Source organism: Mesorhizobium tamadayense (assembly GCF_003863365.1).
Lineage (GTDB): Bacteria > Pseudomonadota > Alphaproteobacteria > Rhizobiales > Rhizobiaceae > Mesorhizobium > Mesorhizobium tamadayense.
Window position 1 is genome coordinate 1 of sequence record NZ_RQXT01000076.1, and the last position, 25,938, is coordinate 25,938.

15 protein-coding genes are annotated in these 25,938 nt (G+C 59.6%); 9 read left to right on the forward strand and 6 right to left on the reverse strand.

The genetic code is table 11. The features are described 5' to 3' along the window. On the forward strand, positions 1-1,067 hold a 1,067-nt coding region (locus EH240_RS33920), incomplete at its 5' end, for an RHE_PE00001 family protein (RefSeq protein ID WP_281035197.1). 183 nt (positions 1,068-1,250) lie between these two features. Here the strand turns inward: EH240_RS33920 and EH240_RS33925 are convergent. Genes EH240_RS33925 through EH240_RS33940 form a run of 4 tightly spaced genes read right to left on the reverse strand, consistent with a single transcriptional unit; the run spans position 1,251 to position 5,760 of the window. Continuing rightward, complete coding sequence (locus EH240_RS33925) at positions 1,251-2,369, reverse strand: SAVED domain-containing protein (RefSeq protein ID WP_125006724.1); 1,119 nt, start codon at positions 2,367-2,369, stop codon at positions 1,251-1,253. 12 nt (positions 2,370-2,381) lie between these two features. Next, positions 2,382-2,843 (reverse strand): Mov34/MPN/PAD-1 family protein, encoded by a 462-nt coding sequence (locus EH240_RS33930; protein WP_206075373.1) that lies wholly within the window; start codon positions 2,841-2,843, stop codon positions 2,382-2,384. Beyond that, positions 2,840-4,549: a ThiF family adenylyltransferase gene (locus EH240_RS33935; protein WP_125006726.1), complete on the reverse strand. Its 1,710-nt coding sequence runs from the start codon at positions 4,547-4,549 to the stop codon at positions 2,840-2,842. The genes EH240_RS33930 and EH240_RS33935 overlap by 4 nt, the downstream gene beginning before the upstream one ends. Beyond that, positions 4,546-5,760 (reverse strand): nucleotidyltransferase domain-containing protein, encoded by a 1,215-nt coding sequence (locus tag EH240_RS33940; protein ID WP_125006728.1) that lies wholly within the window; start codon positions 5,758-5,760, stop codon positions 4,546-4,548. The genes EH240_RS33935 and EH240_RS33940 overlap by 4 nt, the downstream gene beginning before the upstream one ends. A gap of 276 nt (positions 5,761-6,036) precedes the next feature. Between EH240_RS33940 and EH240_RS33945 the strand changes: the two genes are divergently transcribed. The 6 genes from EH240_RS33945 to EH240_RS33970 all read left to right on the forward strand — a co-directional run bounded on the left by EH240_RS33945 (position 6,037) and on the right by EH240_RS33970 (position 21,795). Then, positions 6,037-6,942: a BrxR family helix-turn-helix transcriptional regulator gene (locus EH240_RS33945; protein WP_125006730.1), complete on the forward strand. Its 906-nt coding sequence runs from the start codon at positions 6,037-6,039 to the stop codon at positions 6,940-6,942. 305 nt (positions 6,943-7,247) lie between these two features. Further along, on the forward strand, positions 7,248-7,634 hold the full coding sequence (locus tag EH240_RS33950) for a hypothetical protein (protein ID WP_206075374.1): 387 nt from the start codon (positions 7,248-7,250) through the stop codon (positions 7,632-7,634). 163 nt (positions 7,635-7,797) lie between these two features. Beyond that, positions 7,798-11,382: a helicase-related protein gene (locus tag EH240_RS33955; RefSeq protein ID WP_125006732.1), complete on the forward strand. Its 3,585-nt coding sequence runs from the start codon at positions 7,798-7,800 to the stop codon at positions 11,380-11,382. Next, on the forward strand, positions 11,379-15,602 hold the full coding sequence (locus EH240_RS33960; RefSeq protein WP_125006734.1) for a sacsin N-terminal ATP-binding-like domain-containing protein: 4,224 nt from the start codon (positions 11,379-11,381) through the stop codon (positions 15,600-15,602). Before EH240_RS33955 ends, EH240_RS33960 begins: the two co-directional genes overlap by 4 nt. Next, a complete protein-coding gene (locus EH240_RS33965; protein ID WP_125006736.1) occupies positions 15,592-18,459 on the forward strand; it encodes a DUF1156 domain-containing protein in 2,868 nt (955 codons plus the stop codon). Before EH240_RS33960 ends, EH240_RS33965 begins: the two co-directional genes overlap by 11 nt. Before the next feature lie 3 nt (positions 18,460-18,462). Further along, positions 18,463-21,795, forward strand: coding sequence for a Swt1 family HEPN domain-containing protein (locus tag EH240_RS33970; RefSeq protein ID WP_125006738.1), 3,333 nt, complete (start codon positions 18,463-18,465; stop codon positions 21,793-21,795). A 239-nt stretch (positions 21,796-22,034) separates the two neighbouring features. Here EH240_RS33970 and EH240_RS33975 read toward each other — a convergent pair whose 3' ends face one another. Continuing rightward, a complete protein-coding gene (locus EH240_RS33975; protein ID WP_125006740.1) occupies positions 22,035-23,078 on the reverse strand; it encodes a nucleotidyl transferase AbiEii/AbiGii toxin family protein in 1,044 nt (347 codons plus the stop codon). Further along, a complete protein-coding gene (locus EH240_RS33980) occupies positions 23,075-23,740 on the reverse strand; it encodes a DUF6088 family protein (protein ID WP_125006741.1) in 666 nt (221 codons plus the stop codon). Before EH240_RS33980 ends, EH240_RS33975 begins: the two co-directional genes overlap by 4 nt. A 234-nt stretch (positions 23,741-23,974) precedes the next feature. On the opposite strand from EH240_RS33980, the gene EH240_RS33985 reads away from it, so the two are divergent. Together EH240_RS33985 and EH240_RS33990 are read left to right on the forward strand one after the other, a co-directional pair. Further along, positions 23,975-24,733, forward strand: a complete 759-nt coding sequence (locus EH240_RS33985; RefSeq protein WP_125006742.1) for an ImuA family protein — start codon at positions 23,975-23,977, stop codon at positions 24,731-24,733. Then, on the forward strand, positions 24,648-25,938 hold a 1,291-nt coding region (locus EH240_RS33990; RefSeq protein WP_148101163.1), incomplete at its 3' end, for a Y-family DNA polymerase. The genes EH240_RS33985 and EH240_RS33990, both read left to right, overlap by 86 nt.

Consider the following 25,938-nt stretch of genomic DNA (forward strand, 5'->3'; position numbering starts at 1 on the left):
CCGAAGCCTTGGCGCGGCTCGACGAGCGGCTGGCCCGCTCGCCGCTCCGCGAAGGGTTTATCGAGCGCCAGAATTTTGCCGACGCGGCCGCCGCGCTTTGGCTCGTGGGGGAGCTCGTCCACCTCGAGGACCTCGTCCTGCACGACGCCCACATGGACATCCGCGCCCCGACCCACGAACTGACGCGCGCGCACGCGGTGCTGCGAACCCGCCGTCGAATTTTGGCGCAAAAACCGGACTGGGCGCTCGGCCGCGACGGTTTTTTGGCGCTGACCGGCCGCGGCGGCGCCGTACCGGCGGCGGCGGGCCAAAAAACCGGGGAAGGGCAGGGGGCTGGAGCCAGCCCCGTTGAAGCCGACGGTCGGGACGATGGTGAGGACGATCTTCTGGCTGAAGAATTTGCCGAGATCGATGCTGTCCTGGCGCGCTCGTCGAAGATTCTGAGCGGTGCCGACGTGCCTGCTCGAAAGGAGGAAACGTCACGACGTGACCGGCCGGACTTGATCTACGATCTCGACTGGGATGAAGAAGAACGGCTGGCCGAATGGCAGGCCGTCCTCGCGGAAACGCGGGAGTTGCCGGCGGTGTTGCGCGCGGCGATCCTGCTCGAAGCCTGGTCGGACATCGAAGTGCTGCAGCATGGCATCTGGCTCGGACCGCTGCTGGTGTCCGCGCTGCTGCGGCAGGAGGGCCTTGCCGCCCACCATCTAGCCTGCCTCCATCTCGGCGCGAAAATCATTCCACGAGAGCGTCGGCGAGCACGCTATCGCAGTGACCGGTTGCTGGCTTCACTCGACGCGATCCACGAGGCGGCGCTCGTGGGGCTGAAGGAGCACGACCGGCTGGTGATGGCGAAAAGCCAGATGGAACGGCGGCTCAAACAACGGCGCACCAGCTCGAAACTGGCCGTCCTGGTCGAATTCGTGCTCTCGCGGCCGATCGTCTCGACCGGCATGATCCAGGAGGTGCTAAAGGTGTCGAAGCAGGGTGCGCTCAATCTCGTCGGTGAGCTCGGCCTGCGCGAGATGACGGGGAGGGGGCGGTTTCGGGCGTGGGGGATCGTCTGACTCTTAGTACGCCCTGAATGCTGACGGCAATGACTCGTTGAATCACCATCTCAATCTCGGGTCGCTTCAAACTCCGGGGCAAACCTAAGCCGAGAGCGCTCGTCCAAGTCCTCCACTGCTGGCACCACCGTAGCGCGCTCCGCATCTGCTCGCGGGCCATGAGCTCCGCCGGTGTCAAGCTGGTCAACCCGTGTGAGATTGCGTCCCAGCTCTAGCTAGATGCACGACGCGGGCGGCGGGTGCTCCGGCGACCGGCATCTCAATTCCCCACGGATATCGTGCTTCCTGCGGGCGTTCGTACTGATAGACGATGAGTTTTGGCAGGTTCCTTTTGTCGTAGCGTCGCGCGAGATTGAACACGACACTGTTTTGGGCGGCGAGGACGAGATGAATCCGATCGACTCCCATCGCGTCGAGCTGCTTCAAAATGCCGAGAAACTGATCGGCAAGCGCCGATTGCCAGGCTTGAGACCAGTGCGACGACTGCGAATCCCGCAGCGTCATGCGGACTACAGGGTGCGTGAAAGTGGTAGCCAAATCCTCCGACTTCACTGTGTATGAAGCCGAGATGGCGAGCACCACCTCGCGGGCGCTTCGGGCTTCCTCGATCCCTGTGATTTGGAAGCGCAAACCATCGTCCGACCCATCGAGCAAGCGCCACCGACTCGCGGTTCTATCCCAGTCCATGACGACGACATCGCCCTCGTCATCCAGGAGCACTCCAGTCAAAAAGGTGAGCGGCACGGCAGTCAGTCCGCCATAGACGGTCGTCAAATCGCTTCTGTCATTTCCCTTCTGAGCCTGGTGGAGCCACGTCTTCATCGTGCCGATTGGCTGGAGAAGGTCCTCGGGCTCAACAATGAGTCCGTCCTTCCGTTGCCGCACGTCCAGAAGGTAGTCCATCCGAGTACCAACGATGCTGTCAGGAACGGCCGCCTTCAATGGCGAACCGTCGTCATCCCGCAATCCTCGGCCCTCGATAACAAAGACCTTCTTTCGCGAGAGCCGCTCTTGCTCGTCCGAGTACCGCCTCCACGCCCAGACGGCCGAACCGATCATCAGCAGAGCGCAAATCATCGTGACGCCCCAGAGGATCCCATCCGGGATAGTCCCGGCCGTACCAATCTCCACGGTGCCGGGTGTGCCCCAGATAGGGCCGGAGTAACTGAAGGCCCAGTTTGCGCCATGAATCGCAATCAGCACGGCGACAGCACCGCGGAAAATCCAACTCTCCGCGTGGCGCGCTCGAAAGAACCATCCGGCGGCCGATCGAATCACAAAGTCAACGGTATCCCAGTGCATATTGCGGCTTCCTCAGTTGGTCGTCAGTTCGACAGGTTCGGGCTCCCGACCGCGCCTATGAAGGCTTGCGGACACAATGAAGCGCCGGAAAAATCCCAATTTCACGATCAGGAGCACGGCGAACTCGATACCCCTTTCTCCGTCGACCAGATCCTGCATCGAACGAAGATCCGTAACGCTCGGCTGCGCTGAAAAACTTGGATGCGAGTGCCATTCGCCGAGGTAGTTGAACGTCTGATAGTTGTGACCTGTCCGATCGAAGAAGTTCTCCAAAGCCTGCCGGTGATGGTCGGCGTCGCGAACGAAGTGAGCCCGTTCTCCCGAAATCTCGTCCAGAGAAAAATCGACGACCGCAAAATGACCGCGCGCGACTTCCTGCCCCATGAGGATGCCGCCAATCTCACGCGACCCTGCTCGTCGAAGAGCTGGCTTAATACAATCGCGCACCTCATGGGAGACTCCCACCCGGATCATGCTGCGACTTCCGGGAAGAGAGAGGCGAGAAGCTCCTTCAGGTCTTCCTTGGACGCACCATCTTGGGCTTCGCCCCACTTTCCTTCCGGCAGAAGGGCGATCGGCCAGGTATCGAAGGCTGCGCGGAAGATCCATTCCGCAGCCAATCCGATCGCATAGGCCGAGGACGGAAAGATGCTTTGCTCGCGCGTCAGGATATCCAGCGCCAATCGCGAAGCATGGCCGGCGATGACACTGACATCGGCGTCGTCAGCCACGAGCGGGGAGCCTTGCTCCCGCTGCGCTCCATATTCCACTTGAGTTGCAGCCGCCCACGGCACACCATGGGCATCGCACCAGGCGCGTATCTGGCCTCGAGCAATCGTCGGGATCGGGTCGAGCTCTGGCCTCGCCCTCGCGACGATACCTCCGATCCCTCCGGCAAAGACCTCGCACCAAATCATCGGTTTGCGGTGCCGGCGCGCGACCGCCGCCATCAGGTTGAACGCTCGCGGATCGGCGGTCGCATCGATCAGCAGGTCGGCCTGCGCCAATTCCTCCATGACGGACTCGGTCGTTCCGGCACTCTCCTGCTGACCTATCGCCACGCGCCGCATGGAAATCTCGGCATTCGCCACGATGTCCTTGAGGCGAGCGTTCAAGGAGTCGACCTTATGTTGGCCAATCGCTCTTGCGTCGAGGTCATTCCTGACGAGATTTGCCGAGAAGAAGATATCGTCGTCGACGAGCGTGAATTTTCGGACGCCGGATCTGGCAAGAGTGGTAGCGATCTTCGATCCAACCGAGCCGCATCCGACAATCGCGACCCGCTTCTCTGCAAGACCGGCGTGGTTCGCCGGCAAGCGGCCGGATGTACCGGGTGCGACGATCATCTTATAGCCGAAGACAGTCTGCTTGCCTTCTTGCGGATAGAGGTTCAGCGCGATCCACCGGTCTGCGTCCCCGAGCAGCACGAAACCGTCAAAGGGGCTTTCCAGCAGTTGCTCCGCAAGTTCGGGGAACTCAGCAGGCAACAGCTCGGCGAAACGCCCTGGGTTTGCCCCGAAGCGGGCGATCTCACGCGTAGTGCGAAAGGCGAACCCCTTAGCGATCGAGGAGCGCGAAGGCTTTGGACCGCTGTTCGACCATATCGAGCCTTCGTCCCCTACACTGACGAGAGATGCAACCCACGTCGGTTTCTCGAACCGATCCCAGGCGATGATGGGTATAGCGGTATCGACTGGAAGTCCTTCGAGAACTTCGATGACGCCTCGGTCAAGTACGAACCTCATATGCTCGTTGCGGGCGTCGCGGCCGATCGACGCCTTATGAGCCGATGGAACAACGCCGCCCTCGTCTCCCTCCGGCCTCTCACCCGACAGGAGAAGATATGCGCTCTCAGCCATCATCGCCCCGGTGATCGACGGATCCCAATTGTCCGGCCGGAACTCGAGGCAGAGCTCTCCTCCCGCCCCGTACTGGTGCCAGGTAAGCCGCTTACCGTCCCGCGATAACACCATGGGCGGTGTATCCGGGAAGGTCGACGGATACACCATGTAGAGGCTGAACGTCTCACCATTGTGCTGGATGTCAAAATCCACGATCAGCTGAAGATCGTCGCCGACCCTCCAGCCGACAGCCGACAGCCATCCGGCGCGCTCCTGCAACTGTGCGAGCGCGACCTGCTCGGACCTCGCACGGGAGGCGTTCGTCAGCCACCAGCTCATGCAAATCCTTTCGGCGTCGTCGGCACCCGAGGCGCGTTTCCGAAGGTCGGGATGGCCACCGCGGGGGCAGCGGACGGCGTGCGCAGGAGCCCTCCACCGTTTCCGTTGATCTTTGTCACTGCTCGGTCGGTCAACGCCGTGCCCATCCGGGCAGAGACCGCTTCGTTCATGCGCTTCAACGTTGTGGCGTGGGCGGCGCGTCCAAAATCCTGCCGGGCCTGTTCGAGCCACCGGAAGAAGGCCTTCGCCTTGCGCGGGTCCTTCTCCCATCTGTCAGCGAAGTTCTCGAACGGGTCGGTGGGATTCGCAATGATGTATTTGGTACCATCGTGACGGATGTACCGGTCCATGCCCTCCAGGATCGAAAAGAGGGCGCCGGAGATCGTGTCTTGTTCCCCGTATGCGTGGCCTGCCAGCGTGGTGATGATGACAGAGATGGGCTTCAGATCGGGCTCGCCGATGAACGTGTTGTCCCGGTGCCTCTTTAAGAGCATCACCGCGGCCTGCAACGGTGTCCGCACGCGATAGTCCGGCAGCTTCTCGACGCTAGCCGTGATCCCCTGCCTCTTCAACGACTCCACGAGGATCTGCTTGCGCCGGGCGAGGACCGAACCCATTCGTGACCTAAACCATTCCCCATATCCCTTTGGATTGGAGCGCGGCCAGTCGGCTGTCCGCACCCGGTAGGTCGGGACATCGCGATCCGTGATGGCGATCGCAGTATCCGCCCACCGCGCATCGAATTGCGCGCGTTCCAGAAGAAGCCGCTGTTCTGAGCCATTCGGCAACGAGGGAACGATGTCCATGTGAAACTGGGCGCCATCTGCATAGGAGAGGATCCAGCAACGCCGGCCTTCACGCACAGGCTTCGTCATCCCTTTGGCGTCGTGATAAGCCTTGATTTCATGGCCCAGGAGCTGCTTTAGGTCGAACTGAGTGAGATCGTTCTTGGTGAGCTGCTTCAACTCACAGACTGAGTCGACATCATACTCCTCGGCGTCGTTGACCGGTCGGATCGCCGTTCCAAGACGAAACGATCCCTGTACATAAACCGCCGGATCGAAATTCCGCACCGTGCTCTCGGGCCGGTGAAACCAATCGCCCAGGGACGTGTAGCTCGTCTCGGCTTGTTCATACCGGGATACTGGAATGGCGAGCTCCTCCACGAGTGCCTGAAGGAATTTCTCAACCTGATCGTCTGTGCCTGCCATTTCCGAACTCCTCTGTTGCCCGATAGCGTTTTACGCTTCGCCAGGTCGCCCCGATCGTCATTGACGAGGCATCGATGGGAACAACAACTATACGGATCGTGTAACTATGTCCATAGCGTTTTTACACGTATCGACGCTGAAGGCTTGGCGCAATGTGGGGGAGCCACGCATGGCCCGAGCCCGCTTTTCAATTGACCGTCAGCGCTGATGAGAATATGAATTATACACATCGTCTTTCAATTTCAATATAGTTTCTATACGCATTGTGAGGTTATGATGGAGAACGAACGACCCGGGGTGCGTTGGGGCGTCGAACAAAGGCTGGAATTCATAGAGTTCCGGCTGTTCTGGGAAGGCGGGGTGAACCGCGCGGATATCATTAACATGTTCGGCGTTTCGGTGCCGCAGGCATCGAAGGACCTGACGCTGTATCAGGAGCGAGCACCAGGAAATGTGGAGTACGACAAGAGCGCCAAGCGCTATATCCCGGCCCGAAATTTCGAACCGAGATTCTTGACCCCTGGCCCCGAAGCGTACCTGTCTCGCCTGCGCTCCCTTGCGGAAGGACTATCAAAGCCAGCCGAATCCTGGCTTCGGTATCATCCCGAATCCGACATCGCTCTGACACCGCACCGTGATGTCGATACGGCCGTGTTGCGGGCAGTCCTCGATGCAATGCGCGAGCAGAAATCCGTGGAAGTCCTGTACCAGTCCATGAACAGCATTCGTCCTGATCCCATGTGGCGGCGCATGTCGCCCCATGCTTTCGGCTATGACGGATTTCGCTGGCACTCGCGCGCTTACTGCCACCTCGACGCCAAGTACAAAGACTTCATACTGCCGCGCATTCTCGAAGCAAGTTCCCCCGGCCCGAGCGGCGCGGGTGGAGAGAATGACCTGGGATGGCACGAGCGTATCCGGGTCGAAATTACACCGCATCCGGCGCTCGCCGAAAATCAGAAGAAGGTCGTGGCAAAGGATTACGGCATGACGGATAATAAAGCTGTGCTGTTGGTTCGCTGTTCGATGCTGTTCTATGTCCTTAAGAGGCTCGGATTGCTCCGGGATGCCGAGAAGGAACCTCCGCGGGCGCAGCACATAGTTTTGCTGAACAAAGAGGCCGTGCAATCCGCGCTGAAACGCGCCGAGTTTGCCGATGCGAGTGCGGCAGGGCAGGCGTAGGCCGGTGCGCAGTATGTCGCCGGCCCGGTTTCTAGCTAGACGAAATATTTGCCCGAGGTCTCCCACAGACAGGCTTCCGTGGAGTTCCAGTGTGATGCTCTACGAGAACGTCACGTCCGAGACCAAGAAACGTCGATTCGGGATCCCTATTCCGTGCCGATTGACAACCGCGTCCTGGGGCATGATAGGCAGATGTCGGGAGCAACCATCCATTGTATTGCCGTCTTAGCAGACGCAATGAACCAGCGACTGATCATGGCAGAGACATGAGTTAGAGCGATGGTGATACTTCGAAGGGGGAAAAGATGCCAGTTAAACTATTTTCAGACGTGACGAGCGCAACAAGCCGAGCGACGCAAATATTTCCGATTTTGATCGCTGCCGCTGCGAATCGTCGAACACTTACCTACGGAGTATTAGCGGATATACTTGGCTTCGGCGGTGCCGGAGTGTTTGCAACGCAACTTGGGCACATCATGCACTGGTGTGCCGACAATGACCTTCCGCCGCTGACTGTCTTGGTGGTGAACGCAAAGACAGGTTTGCCGGGAGCCGGACTCTGGAGAATCGAAAACCTCCACGCTGACCGGGAAAAGGTGTTTGGCTATTCATGGTACCAACTCGTGCCACCAACGATTGAAGAACTAAACGAGGCTGACAAGGCCCGCAAGAACGACAAGAAGCGCGGCTGAGCGTTAGCCAGTGCCACCATGCGATGCCGAAGCGCTCTCCTCTTGCTAACTCTGAAGCGGCTAGACCTCGACACACGGTTCTTCAATATGACGGCTGCAGGGACGAGCCAACCGTTCGGTGTTCGGGACAATTCGGCGAAAGTTCATCGCGAGGATTCTTAAGATGGCTCAACTCGAAGACCTAAAACCCAATGCGTCCGTTCGCGGCATCTTGCCAGATGGGCTGGTGACCGTTGTCAGCGTTCACTGGCATGGTTCAGCCGCTCTTGAGCTCACCTATAAGACGCCCGAAGGTAAGGTCGCAAACGAACTGCTCTATAGGCATGATGAGCCAAGAATTGGCCTTGTAGAGCTAGGTCGCCCATGGAGCTTCGACGGAGACGGCACGCTCTTCCGGCTCGTATCTGAAGCGCAGCGAATTCGGCTCGCCCATCTTTTCGATCCAGTTTTGGCTGTGCACACTTCCGTTGTGGAGCCACTGCCGCACCAAATTACCGCGGTCTACGAGTCCATGCTGCCGCGTCAGCCTCTGCGATTTCTCCTTGCAGACGACCCTGGCGCCGGCAAGACAATTATGGCCGGCCTACTGATGAAGGAGTTGATCGCGCGAGGCGATCTCCATCGCTGCCTAGTCGTATGCCCAGGTAGCCTCGCAGAGCAATGGCAGGACGAACTGTATAGACGGTTTCATCTGCCCTTCGATATCTTGACCAACGACAAGCTCGAAGCAGCCAGGACCGGCAATTGGTTCCTCGAGAATAACTTGGTTATTGCGCGTCTCGATAAGCTTTCGCGCAATGAAGATGTGCAGCAAAAGCTTCAGGCCCCTGATTGCCGCTGGGACCTAATCGTCTGCGACGAAGCGCATAAGATGTCCGCCACGTTTTTCGGTGGGGAAATCAAATATACTAAGCGATACAAATTGGGCCAATTGCTCGGCACATTGACGAGACATTTCCTTTTAATGACTGCGACGCCGCACAACGGCAAGGAAGAAGATTTTCAGCTATTTATGGCGCTTCTTGATGGTGATCGCTTTGAGGGTCGATTCCGAGATGGCGTGCATGCGGCAGACGTTTCCGACCTCATGCGAAGGATGGTCAAGGAAAATCTACTCAAGTTCGACGCGACGCCTCTCTTTCCCGAGCGAATTGCCTATACCGTCCCCTACAAACTCTCGGACGCTGAGGCTCAGCTGTACAAGGAGGTCACGGACTACGTGCGCGAGGAGTTCAATCGAGCGGAGGCTCTCGAGAATGACAAGCGCGCCGGCACCGTGGGTTTCGCCCTTACCATTCTCCAGCGCCGCCTCGCGTCTTCGCCGGAAGCGATCCACCAGTCTCTAAGGCGACGAAGGGAACGATTGGAAGGTAGGCTCAGAGAGCTGGAACTGCTCCAACGCGGCGGCGAAGTGGCGCCTGCGCTAGCGGCGGCGGCTCCGGCGCTCGACGCAGAAGATGTCGAGGATCTCGAGGATGCGCCCGATAATGAGGTCGAGGCGGCCGAGGAAGACATACTCGATCAAGCGACGGCCGCGCGAAGCATCGCGGAACTGCGCAACGAAATCGAAACCCTGAAACGCCTTGAGGTCCTGGCGCACTCGATCCGCCGTAGCGGTGAAGACAAGAAGTGGCGCGAGCTTGCGAACCTTTTGTCCGAGATTTTCACTCCGGCTGTCATCGCCAACCAACTCGAGGGGGACCCAGCTCCTTATGATGCGGGCGTTCATCCTATCCCAAAGCCGACTCCTTCCCCATCGCAAAAGCTGGTTCTTTTTACGGAACACCGAGACACGCTGAACTACCTCGAAGGGCGGATCACTACCCTTTTGGGTCGCAAGCAGTCGGTCGTCATGATCCACGGAGGAATGGGCCGCGAGGAGCGGTTGAAGGCACAGGAGTCGTTCAGACACGATCCTGAGGTTCAAGTGTTACTTGCAACCGACGCCGCAGGTGAAGGCATAAATCTCCAGCGTGCCCATCTGATGGTGAACTACGACCTTCCGTGGAATCCGAATCGTTTGGAGCAGCGCTTCGGCCGCATCCATCGCATTGGTCAGACCGAAGTTTGTCATCTGTGGAACCTCATCGCGGAAGGAACCCGAGAGGGCGATGTGTATCGGAAGCTCCTCGAAAAGCTGGAGCAAGCCCGCAAGACCCTCGGAGGACAGGTCTTCGATGTCCTAGGTAAGCTTCAGTTCGAGGGACGCCCGCTGCGAGAGCTCCTCATCGAAGCTATACGCTACGGAGATCTACCGGAGGTTCGAGCGAGGCTTACCCAGGCTGTCGACAGCGCGCTTGATCGGACCCAGCTTCAAGACCTGCTAGAGGAGCACGCGCTGGCACATGACTCGATGGACGTAAGTAAGGTCCATCGGATACGTGAGGAGATGGAGCGTGCTGAGGCACGCCGGCTGCAGCCCCACTATATCGAATCCTTTTTCCTGGAGGCGTTCAAGCAGCTAGGCGGCAATGCAAAGCAGCGCGAGCCACGGCGATACGAGGTCACCCATGTACCCGCGCCGATACGCAACCGTGATCGATTGATTGGGTTCGGTGAACCGGTACTACCCCGCTACGAGCGTATTGCGTTTGAAAAGTCGCTCGTTGCCCCACAGGGCCTAGCTCTCGCTGCCTTTGTCTGTCCGGGCCACCCACTTCTCGACGCGGCGATAGACCTCACCCTAGAGCGGCATCGCGATCTCTTGCGCCGAGGCACTGTCCTGGTCGATGACCGTGATCCGGGCCTAACTCCGCGCGTCTTGTTTTTTCTAGAACATGCCATTCAGGACGCAGGCATTACGCGAAGCGGGGACCGGCGGATCGTATCGAAGCGGATGCTCTACGTTGAGATCGACGCGGAGGAACAGGCCCGCCATCTGAACTACGCACCCTATCTTGACTATCGGCCGCTCCACGACGGCGAGCCAACTGTGGAAGCTTTCCTCGCTCGGGCTGAGTCTGCTTGGATCGGTCGGGAGATCGAACAGAAGGCCCAGAGCTATGCCATCACCAATGTTGTGCCGGAGCACCTCAATGAGGTTAGGTCACGTAAGCTCGAATTGCTCAGCAAGACTGAGGCCGCCGTCAAGGACAGGCTGACAAAGGAAATCAACTACTGGGATCATCGTGCCGAACAGCTAAAACTTCAGGAACAATCCGGCAAAGTAAATGCCCGGCTGAACTCGGGAGAGGCTCGGAAGCGTGCTGATGCCCTTCAGGGGCGTCTAGAAAAGCGTATGGACGAGATCAAGCGCGAACGGCAGATCTCTCCTTTGCCCCCCGTCGTCCTTGGCGGCATGCTTGTCGTTCCGGCCGGGTTGGTTGCTGCAATGACTGGGGTTCGATCGCCCACATTCACAGAATCCCCGGACACTCTGGCGGCCGCCGCAAAAGCCCGCCAGATCGTGATGAAAGTCGAACGTGATCTCGGCTTTGAGCCAATCGATCGTGAATTGGAAAAACTCGGATATGACATCGAAAGCCGCATGCCCGGCACGGGGCGCCTTCGCTTCATAGAGGTAAAGGGGCGGCTGTCTGGTGCAGCGACTGTCACAGTCACTCGCAATGAAATCCTCTATTCGCTCAACAAGCCGGATGATTTCATTCTTGCGATGGTGGAATTCGATGGCGACGATCACCGCCTTCACTATGTCCGTCGGCCGTTTCAGCGCGAACCGGATTTCGGCGTCACCAGCGTAAACTATAATTTTGCTGAGTTGATCGCGCGTGCAGAGCCGCCCAGATGATCGGGCAGCCACATTACTTCGATGGGATACGCGAGCGTGCGGTGAGACGCTGGGACCAGCTGGAAGGCGATCCCGAACTCGCCGGCCCTTGGCATCAGCTTTTCAAGCAGGTCCAGAGCCCTCGCCATATTCTCTCGGAGCTCCTGCAAAACGCGGACGACGCTGGCGCCACCGAGGCGACGGTACGTATCGAAGACCACTGCTTTATCTTCACGCATGATGGAGAGGATTTTGCCGAGGAGCATTTCGCTTCTCTGTGCCGGTTCGGCTACTCCAACAAACGTGCGCTGCATACGATCGGGTTCCGAGGGATCGGCTTCAAGAGCACGTTTAGTCTTGGGGACACAGTTCGTCTTCTGACACCCACGCTTTCCGTGGCCTTCGAGCGCCAGCGGTTTACCGAACCGAAGTGGCTTAATGGCGACGCCTCTCCAACACGCCACACCGAAGTCCATGTACCAATCGCCGATGGCCATCGGGAGCGGGAGGTCGAGAAGAACCTTGAGGAGTGGCTCAAAAGTCCGGTTTCCCTGCTCTTCTTCAAACACATTCGTCGTCTGCGGATTGGCGAGCATGAAATGCACTGGGGCAGCATGGGTTGCGGGCCAGTCCCAGATACGGAGTGGATGGCCCTGCATGACAATCCTGATCACGCCTTCCTGCTCGCGCGATCCGTAGAAGAGGCGTTTCCGGCCGAGGCATTGTCCGAAATCCGGCAGGAGAGACTTCTCGGTGCGGACCAAGAGGCGGACTTCCCCCCCTGCAAGGTCGAGATCGTCCTTGGCGCCAATGGGCGGCTATACGTCGTGCTGCCCACGGGGGTCGAGACTTCGCTGCCCTTCGCCTGCAACGCTCCATTCATCCAAGACCCGGCCCGCCTGAAGATCAAGGACCCAGAAACATCACCGACAAATCGGTGGCTCTTGGAGCGTGTCGGGGCGCTCGCAGCATCAGTGATGCTTCGATGGTTGCGCGACGCCAACGCTAGCGTGGTCGAACGATCTCGGGCTTATGAGCTGTTCGCTGATGTTGTTCGTGATGACAATTCGCTTGAAGGGACTTGCACGACGACGGTGGAAGAAACCTTCGATGGCGCGATCGAAGGCCAAGCCTTTCTCCTCACTAATGACGGCGACCTGAGACCCGGCGGGCAGAGCGTCATCTTCCCCGAGGAAATGTTCGATGTCTGGCCCGCCGAACAGGTTGCTTCCCTCCTCGACAGTGCTAGCCGACCGGCGCTATCCCGCCATGTGTCTGTCGCTAATCGCGAAAAGCTGGTCCGCCGGGGCGTGGTCGATCGCGTAAGCAAGGAACATGTCCTTGCGGCTCTTCAGGCAAAGCACCTACCGAGGCCAGAGCTGTGGCGTAGTCTCCTGAAATTATGGGCGTACTTGGCGCCGGACCTGACCAGCTGGCGCATGACGGCGATCCGGTCGAAACTTAGGATATTTCCCGCTCAAGGCAGGAATGTCCTCTATTCGGCTGCCGAGGTCGTGCGATTAGGGGAAAAGCGTCTACTCCAGGCGGATGCAGATTGGGAATTCCTGTCCGCGCACTTGCTAGTATTGAATCAAAACTGGACGCGTTTCATCACAGAGCAGTGCAGGAGCGCGGAAGGTGCTGGGGAAGCCGAAATTGATCAGGAGGCATCCGCCGCGCAGGCCGTCCTCAAGACTCTTGGCTTTGAGGAGTCGAGCGATGTCAACAAGGTCATTGATCAGGTAGCTTCCGGATTTTTCAATCAGGAATCGAAAGCCCTTCCCAACTGCGTCCAACTTGCCCAAATCGCCGCGAAGCTGGGCGTAACGGCCGGCGATTCCTTCAGATTTGTGTCGAGCGATCTGCGGCTCAGATCGCGTGCCCATTTGGTTCTTTTCGACAGAGACGGAACCTTGGAGCCTCTGTTACCGAAGCTTTGGTGTACGGAGCATCTTCTTCATCCCGACTATTCGAAGGATTTCACCTCATGCACCGCGGAGGAGTGGCGGCGCTGGATTTCCTCGGGGCGCTCTGGCCTTCTGGAGTTCGCCCCGCTCAAGCAGAAGCGCGTCGAGTTGTATGGCCGGCAGAAGATCGAAACCGAGATCCGCAAGCGCGGTTCATCGTCCGCTCCGACTTTTCACTACAAGACATCGCGTTTCTTCGTTGAAGATTTCGACTTTGACGATGCCTTTTGGAACCATTGGGCCGCTGGCGCGAAGGATGACGATCGCCTCTGGGGTCGCGTTCTCGATCGAATTCTTGCTCAGCCGGAAACCTTTTGGTCGTCAGCATCGAAAGCACGCGCGCTGCATGTCGCGACGACAGGCAGCACGCGGGCGATAAGCTCTGATGAACTCCTGCCGTCATGGATTCTGAAATTTCGGGATCTGCCTTGCCTCCCGGACACGCGAGGTGTCCTCCGCAAGCCCGCCGAGATGCTACGACGAACGCCTGATACCGAGTCACTTATCGAGGTCGAGTTTTTCGTCCATGGGCTGCTTGACCGAGAAACTACTCGGCCGCTGCTAGCGCTGCTCGGAGTCAGGAACACACCCACGGGACCGGACCGCCTGCTGGACTGCCTCCGAGCCCTGGCGCAAACCAGCCAGCCACCAATCCAAGAAGTCGAGAAATGGTATCGGCGTCTCGACCAGATGGTCGATACATGTTCGACGGCCGATCTTCTGAATATCAAGAACGCCTTTCGGGAGGAGAAGATCATTCTCGTCGAGGGAACTGGCTGGGCCACACTGTCAGGCGTGTATCTCTCTACCGATGAAGATGATGCGCCAGGCGCCGATATCATCCGTGCCTCGGTTCGCGACTTGGCGCTTTGGCGAAAAATTGGGGTCGCGGAGCGACCAACTGCGGATCTGGCCATTCAGTGGCTCAAGCAACTCCCTGCGGGGGCTGCGCTATCGCAGGACGATGCCCGCCGCGTTCGGGCGCTTATGTCCCGCCACGCGAGCCGGATATGGCACGAGTGCGGTCAATGGTTGAATCTGGCGCGCGAATGGCTGCCGACAACGTCGCTTGAATACGCGCTCACCATGCAGACTCTGACGGAGTACAGCCATCTGCATGAATGGGTGAAGCAAAAGACCGCCGACTTTCAGCGATTGCCGGCGGAGACTACGGAAACGTCGCCTTTCGGAAGTCTACCGCGTCTTGCGGACCGCATCGAGGAACGCCTTCCGCAAGACCTCCTGTTTTCTGGCTCGCCGGAGAAGCAACCCTGGCTCACCAGGCTGGGGGCCGAACTCTGCAGGATTGAACTCGATGGCAGTGGCGACGCGCAGCGAATCCGCGCCTATGCAGAGGATCTCTCGTGCACTGCTTGGCGGACCACACCTACGCTGGAGATCATTCCTTATATCGACGGCGCGCCGGCGGGAACACCGAAGCGTGCCGAGGTTGTGTGGCTCGACCGGGTGCTTTATGTCGAGCAGCTTCCGCGGGCGAAGCTGGCGCGGCTGGTGCCGGAGCGGCTGGGGAAGGTCTTTGGCCGATCCGATGTTACTGCGGCCTTGAACTATTGTTTCGGCCGACCGGTCGACGAAGTGACCGAGTATCTGGAAGAGAACTTCAAACTTGAGCCCCGATCAGGATCCGCGCCATCAGAAAGCGCAACACCGCTTTCCGAGGGACAGGCTACGCAAGCCGGCGGAGTGGAAGCTGTGGCCGATCATATTCCTCCACCGGAAAGCCCGGACGCTGAGGTGAGGCCGGAACCGACCGCCGTGGCCGAGCTGGCTACCGCGATCGAGGCCGGGCCGACCGAACAGCCAGATGAAATCCACGGGGAGTTGGACGGCGTGGATGTTGGGCCGCCAAGAGAGCGACCCGCTCCGAAACCAGTCAAGCCGAGCATTATCGAGCGATTTGCTCGATCCCTCGGCTATCAGAAGGAGAGCGACGATCGCTTTTTCCACGCCAACGGCAGTTGGATCAGCAAGGCCCACGACAATCGCTTCCCTTGGGAACAGCGGACGGCGAAAGGCGAATTCGTCCGTCGCTACTGGCCGAAGGATCACTGCCTAGAGCAGCAGCCGCTCCAGCTTGAGGCGGACATCTGGGGGCTAATCGAGAAGTTCCCGGATCTCTATGCTCTCATTCTCTCAACCCCGCAGGGTGACCCCATCGAAGTGCCAGGCGCGCGACTGCGCGCCATGCGCGACGACGGCGAACTCACCCTCTACCCAGCAACGTACCGATTGGTTTTTGATCATGACCGTTAGCAATAGCCCGAAGAAGAAGCTGATCGAGGTAGCTCTGCCGCTACCGGAGATCAACGACGCGTCGGCTTACGACAAAATGCCAGGAATTGGCCCGCACCCGAAGGGCATCCACCATTGGTGGGCACGTCTACCGCTTCCGACCGCGCGCGCGATTCTGTTTGCCTCCGTCGTTGACGATCCGGAAGCGCACCCGGAAAAATGGCCGACAGAAGACGAACAGAATGCCGAGCGTGAGCGGTTGTTCGATATCATACGTCGGATGATGGGAAAGAAGCTTCACGAAGCGCCCGAGGTCTACGCCGAGGCGAAAGCTGAGATGCTGAAAAACTGCGACGGTCAGCTGCCTCCGGTCTTTGACCCATTTGCTGGCGGCGGATCAATACCGCTCGAAGCTAGTCGGTTGGGCTTCAAAGCCCACGCCGGGGATCTCAACCCGGTCGCCGTCCTCCTAAACAGGTGCAATCTGGAGCTTGCACCACAGTGGAGTGGGCATGCCCCGGTTAATCCAGATTCCCGTCAGTGGATTGGCGGAAGCGAAGCTTGGCGCGGGACTCACGGGTTAGCTGCCGACGTCCGATACTATGCCGGCGTCATCCATCAGCGAGCCATCGAGAAAATTGGCAAGTACTATCCTAAGGCTAATTCTGAGAATGTCCGCGGTGGCGAAGCTAATGTAATTGCTTGGATCTGGGTAAGAACGGTGGCGAGCCCTAATCCCGCGGCCAAAGGAAAGCATGTCCCGATCGCCTCGTCTTTCGTCCTATCGACGAAGGGCAACAATTCAGTCTGGGTACATCCGGCAATCGACGAAAGGCTCGATGAAGGATGGAGATTCGAAGTTCACTCCGGAGTGCCAACGAAAGATGGATTGGCCAAGGCGCGACTCGGTACAAAGGCCGGAAAGGGTCAGGACTTCATCTGCATCCTGACCAGAACACCGATACAGCGGAGTTATGTCCAGTCGGAAGGTAAGGCTGGTAGACTTCGCGAGAGGCTGATGTGTGTGGTCGCAGACGGACCATCCGGCCGAATGTACATCGCCCCAAATTCTGAAACTGAAAAATCGCTTCAGATACATGAATGGCATGATGATATCGCAGAGGCTCGCGCGTCCTTACTTGCTGGCCCTCTCCCAACTAGAGCAGAAATCACGGGCGGCGTATGCACCGCATACGGCTTATCCTCCTGGGGCCACCTCTTCACCGATCGGCAAATCTTAGCGCTCCTCACCGCAAGCGATCTGATCCAAGAAATCGGTTCTCAGATCCGTGCGGATGCCGAGCGCGCCGGATTGCAGGAGACTGACGCCATCCGTTACGAGCAAGTGGTGCGCACGTTTCTGGCTCTTGCCGCCGACCGTTGCGCAGACTTTAACAACAGTCTTTGCCGATGGAGCCCGTCAAATCAAAAAGTTATGAACCTTTTCGGGAAGCAAGCTATTCCGATGGTTTTCGATTTTGCCGAGGCGAATTTTCTCGGAAGCTCGGTCGGCGCTTGGAAGACGTGTAGCGACTATGTGGCTGATTGCGTAGAGGTGATTTCTGTAGGCGAAGCACGAGTTGGTGAGGCCAAGCAACTCGACGCGGCCGCCGAGCAAAATGGTGCTGAGCTTATTTTAGTAAGCACCGATCCACCATATTATAACAATATTAGTTATGCGGTATTGTCGGACTTCTTCTACGTCTGGCTCAGGAGATCGATAGGGAAAGTTTATCCGGATATATTTTCAACTGTCTTGGTGCCAAAACTTCCCGAGCTGATAGCGGCAGCGAATCGCTTCGAAGGGGATGCCCTGCGAGCAAAGCAGCATTTCGAGAATGGGTTCCGACAAGCCTTTTCAGCGCTGCGCAGTAAGATGGATCCGCGCTTTCCGCTCACAGTCTATTACGCATTCAAGCAGGAAGATGAAGATGCCGCCGAGGATGCAGGTGCGCACAACGATCTCGATCTAACCACTGGTTGGGAGACATTATTAGAAGCGCTAATTTCAAGCGGGTTTCAGATCACCGCGACTTGGCCGGTTCGCGCTTCACAGAAATGGCGGATGGTTTCTATGGGTGCAAACGCCCTCGCATCCTATATAGTTCTTGCTTGTCGCCCTCGCCTGTCGTCAGCGCCACAGATTTCCAGCGCGCAGTTCCGCCAGGAACTATCGAGAACTCTTCCTGCCGCACTGCGTCACTTACAACAAGGCAATATTGCGCCTGTCGACTTTGCGCAGGCCGCGTTGGGGCCAGGAATGGCGATCTACTCTCGTTACGACCGCATCCTCGACCCCGCAGGCAAACACATGTCTGTCAGGTCTGCCATTAACACCATCAATCAAATGTTGACGGAAGTGCTCAGTGAGGTCGAAGACGAGTTCGACGCCGACACGCGATGGGCGATTGCTTGGTTCGAGCAAAATGGCTTTCTCGAAGGAGACTTCGGCGACGCCGAGTTATTGAGCAAGGCAAAGGTCACCTCCGTGTCGGGGCTTCAACATGCTGGCGTTGTTCTTTCTAAAGGGGGGAAGGTGCGGTTGCTTCGGCCCCTCGAGCTACCGACAGACTGGGATCCCGAAAACGACAGCCGCTTAACGGTCTGGGAAATGACGCATCATCTCTTGCGTTTGTATCACCATCAGGGCGCTGGAGACGAGATCACCTCGGGTCTCCTACGCAAATTGGGTTCCAACAGCGAAGCAGCGCGAGATTTGGCGTACAGGCTGTTCAAGGTGAGTGAGAAGAAAAAACTGTCTCAAGAAGCTCTCGGCTACAACGCGCTAGTTCTGGGCTGGCCCGAAATCGCCCGCCTCGCACGTCAGGAACGAACCGTTCCGCCACCTACGCAATCTGACATGTTCGGGAGGGCCTAGGCCATGGCAATTACGAATCAGGAACGCATTGGCAAAGCCCTCGAACTCCTAAAGGCCGGTCTTGCGCCGTTCGTCGAGCGTGAGGTCAAGAGCGCCCTGAAGAACGGGCAATCGGTGCAGGCTGCACAAGCGATGGCCGAGGATCCGCACGTTCGCGACAAGCCCATCACCCAGTGGGACTCGGCACTGCTGTTGAAGCTTATGTGGGATGCCTGGAACGATGTGTTTCGTAAGACACTTGGCCCGGCTGAGCGTGGACTCGTCGGCGAGGTGCGTGGCTACCGCAACCGCTGGGCGCATCAGGAGCTATTTTCCGGTGATGATACTGACCGGGCACTGGATTCAATCGCGCGCCTGCTCACAGCCGTTTCCGCGTCGCAGGCCGATGAAGTCGGCAAGATGAAAATGGAGCTACGCCGACTTATCTTCGACGAGCAGATGCGGAGTGAAAAGCGGAAGAGCGCTGGAACCGCCATTGAGAGCCAGGCGACAGGAAACCTAAAGCCCTGGCGCGAGGTCGTTACGCCGCACAAGGACGTGGCAAGCGGCCGCTATCAGCAGGCCGAGTTCGCGGCCGATCTGTGGCAGGTGCATCTTGGCGAAGGTACCGACGAATACAAGAACCCCGTCGAGTTCTTCCGGCGGACGTATCTCACCGACAGCCTCCGGGGGATGCTGGTTGGTGCCGTGCAGCGGCTTTCCGGCCAAGGCGCAGACCCGGTGGTGCAGCTGCAAACCAACTTCGGTGGCGGTAAGACGCACTCGATGCTGGCGCTTTATCACCTGTTCTCAGGTATTGCCCCGACGGAGCTCGCCGGCATCGACTCCATCATGCAGGAGGCCGGGGCAAATAAGCTGCCGACAGCAAAGCGCGTCGTGCTGGTGGGCAATAAGATATCACCTGGCAATCCCTCGACGAAGCACGACGGGACCGTCATTCGTACGCTTTGGGGGGAGTTGGCATGGCAGCTTGGCGGCAAGAAGGCCTTTGCAAGAATTCGAGCTGACGACGAGAAGGCGACGAGTCCGGGCGATGTCCTGCGTGAGCTATTCGTCGAGTACGGACCATGCTTGATCTTGATCGACGAGTGGGTTGCCTATGCGCGCCAACTCCACGATCAATCCGACCTACCGGCGGGCGGATTCGAAACCCAGTTCACTTTCGCTCAGGTCCTCACCGAGTCGGCGAAGCTGGCGAATAATTGCATGCTGGTGATCAGCCTTCCAGCCTCGGACACGTCGGGCTCGCCTCACACCCAAGCTGATGATGTCGAAGTAGGCGGCCAACGCGGGCGCGAAGCACTTGATCGGCTGCGCAATGTCGTCGGCCGCGTCGAATCTTCCTGGCGACCTGCCAGCGCCGAGGAAGGCTTCGAGATTGTGAGACGACGGCTGTTCGAGCCGATGTCCGATCCGGCGCAATTCAGGGACCGAGACGTAGTGGCCCGCGCCTTCGCTGACCTCTACCGGACGCAGCATCAGGAATTTCCGCCTGAGTGCCGCGATGCCGACTATGAAAAGCGGCTCAAGGCTGCCTACCCAATCCATCCCGAGATCTTCGATCGGCTCTACACCGATTGGTCGACGCTGGTGAAATTCCAACGCACCCGCGGCGTATTGCGCCTTATGGCCGCGGTGATTCACAGCTTATGGGAGAAGGGCGACCGCAATCCGATGATTCTGCCGGCGAACATCTCGATCGATGATCCCCGGGTGCAGTTCGAACTGACGCGCTATCTTTCGGACAACTGGGTGCCGGTCATCGAAAAGGACGTGGACGGCCCCAGCTCGTTGCCGCTGCGGCTCGATGGCGAAGTACCAAATCTCGGCAAGTTTGCGGCGTGCCGACGCGTTGCGCGCGCTATCTACCTGGGCTCGGCCCCGCTCACGCAAGCGGCACATAGGGGCCTCGAAGACCGTCGCGTGAAACTTGGCTGCGTCATGCCGGGCGAAACGCCTGCGGTGTTCGGCGATGCCCTTCGGCGATTGAGCGGAGTAGCGACTTATCTCTATCAGGACGGCGCCCGCTACTGGTACTCGACGCAGCCGACGGTCACCAAGCTTGCCGATGATCGCGCCGAGCAGTTGAAGCGGAACCCGGATGCCGTCGTGCAAGAGATTGATCGTCGCCTGCGCATTGATCTGCGCTCAGCCGGCGAGTTCCGGCGCATCCATCCCTTGCCGCAGTCCGGTGCGGACGTGCCCGATGATATGGATGCCCGCCTAGTCGTGCTGAGCATCGACCATCCCTATAGCAAGGATGCGACTAACAAAGCCCAGTTAGCAGCCAACGCCATCTTGGAATCGCGCGGCGCGGCACCTCGACTGTTCAGGAACACGTTGACCTTCCTGGCCGTTGATCAAACGCGGCTGCAAGATTTGGACGAGGCGGTGCGCCGTTATCTGGCTTGGGAGTCTATCACCCTAGAGAAAGAAGGCCTCAATCTCGACCCGCAACAGTTGAAGCAAGCCGAAACCCAAGTGAAGTCCGCCGATGGAGCCGTTGCTGCCCGGCTCCCTGAGGCCTATCAGTGGCTACTTGTTCCGGCGCAAACTAGCCCGCAATCTCCGATCGAATGGCACGCGTACCGCCTGTCTGGCCAGGACGCGCTTGCCGTCCGCGTCAGCAAGCGGCTTCGCAACGAAGAGCTTCTCGTGCCCGCGCTTGCTGGGACCCGACTGCGGATGGAGCTCGATCGCATTCCTCTTTGGCGAGGCGATGATGTCGGGGTCATGCAGCTCGCGGACGACTTCGCGCGATATCTTTATCTGCCACGCATAAAGGACTCACAGGTGCTCGCAGCGGCGGTCCAGGACGGACTGAGCCTATTGCTGTGGCAAAGTGAATCATTCGCCTACGCAGACAGCTTTGACGAGGCGGCAGAGAGGTATCGCGGCCTGCGCGGCGGGCAACAAGTAGTCGCTTCTGTCGATAGCCTTGGCGGGGTCCTCGTTAAGCCCGATGTTGCCTTGCGGCAGCAAGCTGCCGACGCCGCACCGAAGCCGGTGCTATCGACCGGCGGAGATACAGGTGAGCAACCGGGCGATCAGCCTAATGCCCCCGGTGACGGTCCCATCTCAGTGAGGCCAGCAGCTCGCACGCCTAGGCGATTCCACGGCACCGTGGTCGTTGATCCAGCTCGAGTCGGCCGTGATGCCGGCCGGATCGCCGACGAGGTAATTTCTCACCTCGTCGGCTTGGTCGGCTCAGAGGTGACTGTGACTATTGAGATCGAGGCCAGAATACCAACAGGAGCGCCCGACAACGTGGTCCGGACGGTCACCGAGAACAGCCGTACCTTGAAGTTCACCAGTCAGGGCTTCGAAGTGGAGTAACTTGTCCCGTCCATTATCCTGGATCCTTCGACCCGCGCCTCCAGGCTGTTTGAAAGATCACATATCCCCGGAATGGCTCTCTTCTTCTTTTCCCCGGTTCCGGTCAAAACCAACCACTGCGGGAGAACGAAGCCTGAGCGCCGTCGTGCTGCGCGCTGTCTCGCAGACCATAGCCGGCGAGTTTACGCAGCATCACCGATGGCGCGACGTGGCCGGCTTTCAGCGACGCGACCAGGCGACTAGGAATGGGTGTTGATGTCCTGCTCAATCTGCCGTGCTGATTCCAGAATGTCATCGAAACTCGGCGGAGTGCCGAAGATCATGGCCGCCGTATTGACATAGTCGCGCGTGAGCGCGTCCACCATCTTTGGAGCGGGCGCGATCGCGAAGCTGCCCGGGACTGCTGAGGCGAGGTCATAGTCGGGACGGTCGAAAAACATTCGTGCGTGCCGCACACAATCGGCGCCAAGATCGAGATCGCCGAGCGCGGCCTTTCCGGTCTCGGATCCGAGAAGACAGTGCAGGTCGTAATAGTGCCGAGACACGCGCTGGCCTTCCTGCCGCAGTTCGCCGCGCCGCTCGTACCAGCGGCGCAATCCATGGGCGATCACCACCTTGTCCCAAAAGGTGCGAGTCGCCTCGATCGTGGTCACGTCGGCGACGGTGAGATCAATGCCTGCCGCTTCCTCCGCGACATAGGGCGTGATCGTGATGGGACGATTGGGATCGAGCGCCGATTTCGCCCCGGACTCGAGGCGTATGGCCGGTCGCACATAGGCGCCATCACGTGGCTCGACCTCGGGATACCAGAGCAGCAGGGTCTGACCATCGGCATCGGCTTCGTCGAGCTCCACCCGTCCGGCGCCGTTCGTAATGTCGGCAAGTTGAGCGGTGAGGAAGTCTCGCAGCGGCTCTGTGATATACGCACGGCAGGCGTCCCGGATGGCGTCGAGCTTGGCGCGACGCTTCTTGTTGGACAGTGCCTCAAGCTCTTCGACGGAGGCAGCCGCGTCGAGATCGTCGCGGAACACGGTAACGTCGATGTCCTCGGAAAAACGCTGGATGAGGCCATAGCCTTTTGACAGCGACGTCCCGCCCTTGAAAAGCACCCGTGGCTCACCCGCAGGCCGTTCGTGGTAGAGCGAATTGAGGGTCCAGCAGACCCAGAAATCCTTTTCGACATTGCCCACCGGAGCTCCGATCCGATTGGCCGTGGCGAGGAAAAGGTCGAGCCGGTCACGTGGGGATGCCGCGATGACCTGGCGGTAAGCATCGGTACTCATGGCTTCGCCTCGTGCGGGGCCGCCTTCAGGATTTCGCGGAGGAACTCCTGCATCCAGATCGGCACGGCGGAGAGACCGGCGCGCAGATCCTCGCGAATGGCCTCGCCGTGCTTGGGGTCGGCAAACAGGCGGCGCAACGTCGCCTGGATACGCTTCCGTTCGCCCTTCTGGGTCAGCATGTCCTGCATCCAATGCAAGGCCTGGACGACCCGCATCCCCGGCCGATCCGCCCAATAGAGGCGGCTAGGGGCAGCGTATTTGAAGTGGATTTCCTGCGTGCCGAGCTTGATTGGCTTCAACCGCGCATCGACCAGCACTTCTATTCGGGCGGGGACGGCGGTCGTCAGGCCGAGGTCGTTGGCGGCCGTCATACCATCGATGACGGCGCGCGCCCGATCGCGGCGCGTGACGGCGCGGATCACAGCGCGATAGTCCGGCACCGTGGCGCGGCCAGTCAGGTTGTTCGTGCGCGGCCGGTCATAGAGGCCTCGGTCGATCCGGCGCAGCTCCCCGGCGGCTGCCAGGCGCTGCAGGGTTTTGTCCACGGCGGCGCGCGCGCCGAGATCGGCGAAGTCGCCGGGGGTCCAGACCTCGTCGGGTTTGGACTCAATGCGGGCAAGCAGGCGCGAGCGAAGATCGGTATCGGTCTCAACTATAGGCATGTCCGAAATATGCGACAAATTTGGGACAAAGGGCAAGGTATGAGTCCGAAATATGCTACAATTTTCGGACATTCCGTGGCGCCCAAAACTCCAAAATTTTCGCATAGAAAAGGATATGACCCGAGCATCGAATGCCCTCCTTCCGCAGGGGCACGACATCATCTCGGTTGACTCTTAGCCAAGACGAGAACAAATGTAGAACATATCACAGGCTTTCCGCGTTTCAAGGGTCGGATGAGTGTATCGGCGCCCCCTGCTGCCATTTCCGAGCTTCGAGAACGCATTGCGCGTCTCGAAGGCGGAAATGCGCGCGCCCGCACGGTTTTGCCGTTCGGAGTGGCCGCGATTGACAGGGTTCTGCCGGGAGGGGGATTGGCTTTTGGCGGTCTGCACGAGGTCGCGGGTGGTGGAAATGGCTCCGTCGATGGCGCAGCCGCGGCACTCTTCGCTGCCGGTATTGCCGCGCGCACGGTGGGCAAGGTGCTGTGGTGCGTTACCCGGCCCGATCTTTTCGCGCCTGCGATCGAACAGGCCGGCCTTCCTCCGGGACGGGTAATCTATGTCGAAGCCGGCGACGAAAAATCCGTTCTCGCCTGTTTCGAAGAGGGCCTTCGTGGCGGTTTTGGCGCTGTCGTTGCCGAGATGGCCCGGCTTTCGATGACGGCATCACGGCGCCTGCAGCTCGCCGCCGAAAGCTCCGGCGCCATCGGCATCGCCTTTCGCCGCTGGCGCCGACAGACGGAGGCAACCGATTTCGGCCAGCCGACCGCCGCAGAGACACGCTGGCGGGTGTCGGTCCTGCCGTCGACGCCATTGCCGGTGCCGGGCGTCGGACGCGCCCGCTGGCATGTCGAGCTGATCCGATGCCGGGCCGGAGAGAGTGCAGATTTTACAGTGGAGGCTTGCGATGCCAAGGGTCGTATCGCTCTTCCTTCCGATGTGGCCGACGGACCGCTTCAGAAGGAAATCGGGCGACGCCGCGCCTCTGCCTGAGACGCCGCTCGTCCTTGTCGGCCGTGATGGTCGTCGCCGTGTCGTGCTCGCCGCCGATGCGGCAGCGCAAACGGCCGGCCTGCGCATCGGCATGCCGACGAGCAAGGCGCAGGCCCTTGTTCCGGGTCTGATTGTCCACGACACCGAGCCCGACGCCGACGAAATGGCGCTCGAGCGGCTGGCGCTTTGGGCGCTTCGCCGCTATGCGCCGATCGCTGCGGCCGATCCACCGGACGGCATTGTGATCGACACGACCGGCGCCGATCATCTGCATGGCGGAGAGGCGGCGATGCTAACCGAGATGGTGGAGCGGCTTGGCGCAGCAGGTTTTGCTGCACGCGCCGCGGTCGCCGACAGCTGGGGCGCAGCCCACGCATTGGCCCGCTTCGCTACACGGCAGACGCTTGTGGTTCCCTCCGGCGAAATTGCACAAGCGATCCTGCCTTTGCCGATCGCTGCCCTTCGCCTTCCCGCTGTGACGATCGATAGCCTGCGACGGCTTGGCTTCGAGACAGTCGCTGATCTTGCCGGCACGCCGCGCGCCTCGCTCGCCTTGCGTTTTGGACCGGAACTTGGCCGACGTCTCGACCAGGCCTTTGGACGGGTGAGCGAACCGATCGAGCCGATCCGGCCGGAGGAGATCGTCGAGGTGCGCCGCAATTTTGCCGAACCGATCGGCGCGGCCGAGACGATCGCCCGCTATACCGGCAAGCTGGTGACCGAGCTTTGCGCCGAGCTCGAGACGCGGGGACTTGGCGCACGGCGGCTCGATCTGCTGTTCTTCCGCGTCGACAATCGCATCGAGGCGATCCGTGCCGGCACGGCAACGCCAGTGCGCGATGCAAAGCGTTTGACCCGGCTTCTAACCGACAAAATCGAGACGATCGATCCCGGCTTCGGCATCGAACTGATGCGGCTTGCAGCGAGCATCGCCGAGCCGCTGCGGGCAAAACAGACGATCTCTTCCCTTGCCGAGGCACCGGAGCCTGACGTTTCGGATGTGATCGACATCCTCGCCAACCGCGTCGGCGAGGATCGCCTCTATCGTTTTGCCCCAGTGCAGAGCGATGTTCCCGAGCGATCTGTTCAACGCATTGCCCCAATGGCGCCCGATACCGGCGAGCGGTGGCCCGGTCGTTGGCCGCGCCCGTCGCGCTTGCTGCCGCGGCCCGAGCCGATCGAGACTGTGATTTTTCATGGAATGA

Excerpts from the sequence above, each read along its gene's own strand:
- EH240_RS33925 (WP_125006724.1), bottom strand. The coding sequence starts at position 2,369 with ATGCACTGGGATACCGTTGACTTTGTGATTCGATCGGCCGCCGGATGG.
- EH240_RS33930 (WP_206075373.1), bottom strand. The coding sequence starts at position 2,843 with ATGATCCGGGTGGGAGTCTCCCATGAGGTGCGCGATTGTATTAAGCCA.
- EH240_RS33935 (WP_125006726.1), bottom strand. The coding sequence starts at position 4,549 with ATGAGCTGGTGGCTGACGAACGCCTCCCGTGCGAGGTCCGAGCAGGTC.
- EH240_RS33940 (WP_125006728.1), bottom strand. The coding sequence starts at position 5,760 with ATGGCAGGCACAGACGATCAGGTTGAGAAATTCCTTCAGGCACTCGTG.
- EH240_RS33945 (WP_125006730.1), top strand. The coding sequence starts at position 6,037 with ATGGAGAACGAACGACCCGGGGTGCGTTGGGGCGTCGAACAAAGGCTG.
- EH240_RS33950 (WP_206075374.1), top strand. The coding sequence starts at position 7,248 with ATGCCAGTTAAACTATTTTCAGACGTGACGAGCGCAACAAGCCGAGCG.
- EH240_RS33955 (WP_125006732.1), top strand. The coding sequence starts at position 7,798 with ATGGCTCAACTCGAAGACCTAAAACCCAATGCGTCCGTTCGCGGCATC.
- EH240_RS33960 (WP_125006734.1), top strand. The coding sequence starts at position 11,379 with ATGATCGGGCAGCCACATTACTTCGATGGGATACGCGAGCGTGCGGTG.
- EH240_RS33965 (WP_125006736.1), top strand. The coding sequence starts at position 15,592 with ATGACCGTTAGCAATAGCCCGAAGAAGAAGCTGATCGAGGTAGCTCTG.
- EH240_RS33970 (WP_125006738.1), top strand. The coding sequence starts at position 18,463 with ATGGCAATTACGAATCAGGAACGCATTGGCAAAGCCCTCGAACTCCTA.
- EH240_RS33975 (WP_125006740.1), bottom strand. The coding sequence starts at position 23,078 with ATGAGTACCGATGCTTACCGCCAGGTCATCGCGGCATCCCCACGTGAC.
- EH240_RS33980 (WP_125006741.1), bottom strand. The coding sequence starts at position 23,740 with ATGCCTATAGTTGAGACCGATACCGATCTTCGCTCGCGCCTGCTTGCC.
- EH240_RS33985 (WP_125006742.1), top strand. The coding sequence starts at position 23,975 with ATGAGTGTATCGGCGCCCCCTGCTGCCATTTCCGAGCTTCGAGAACGC.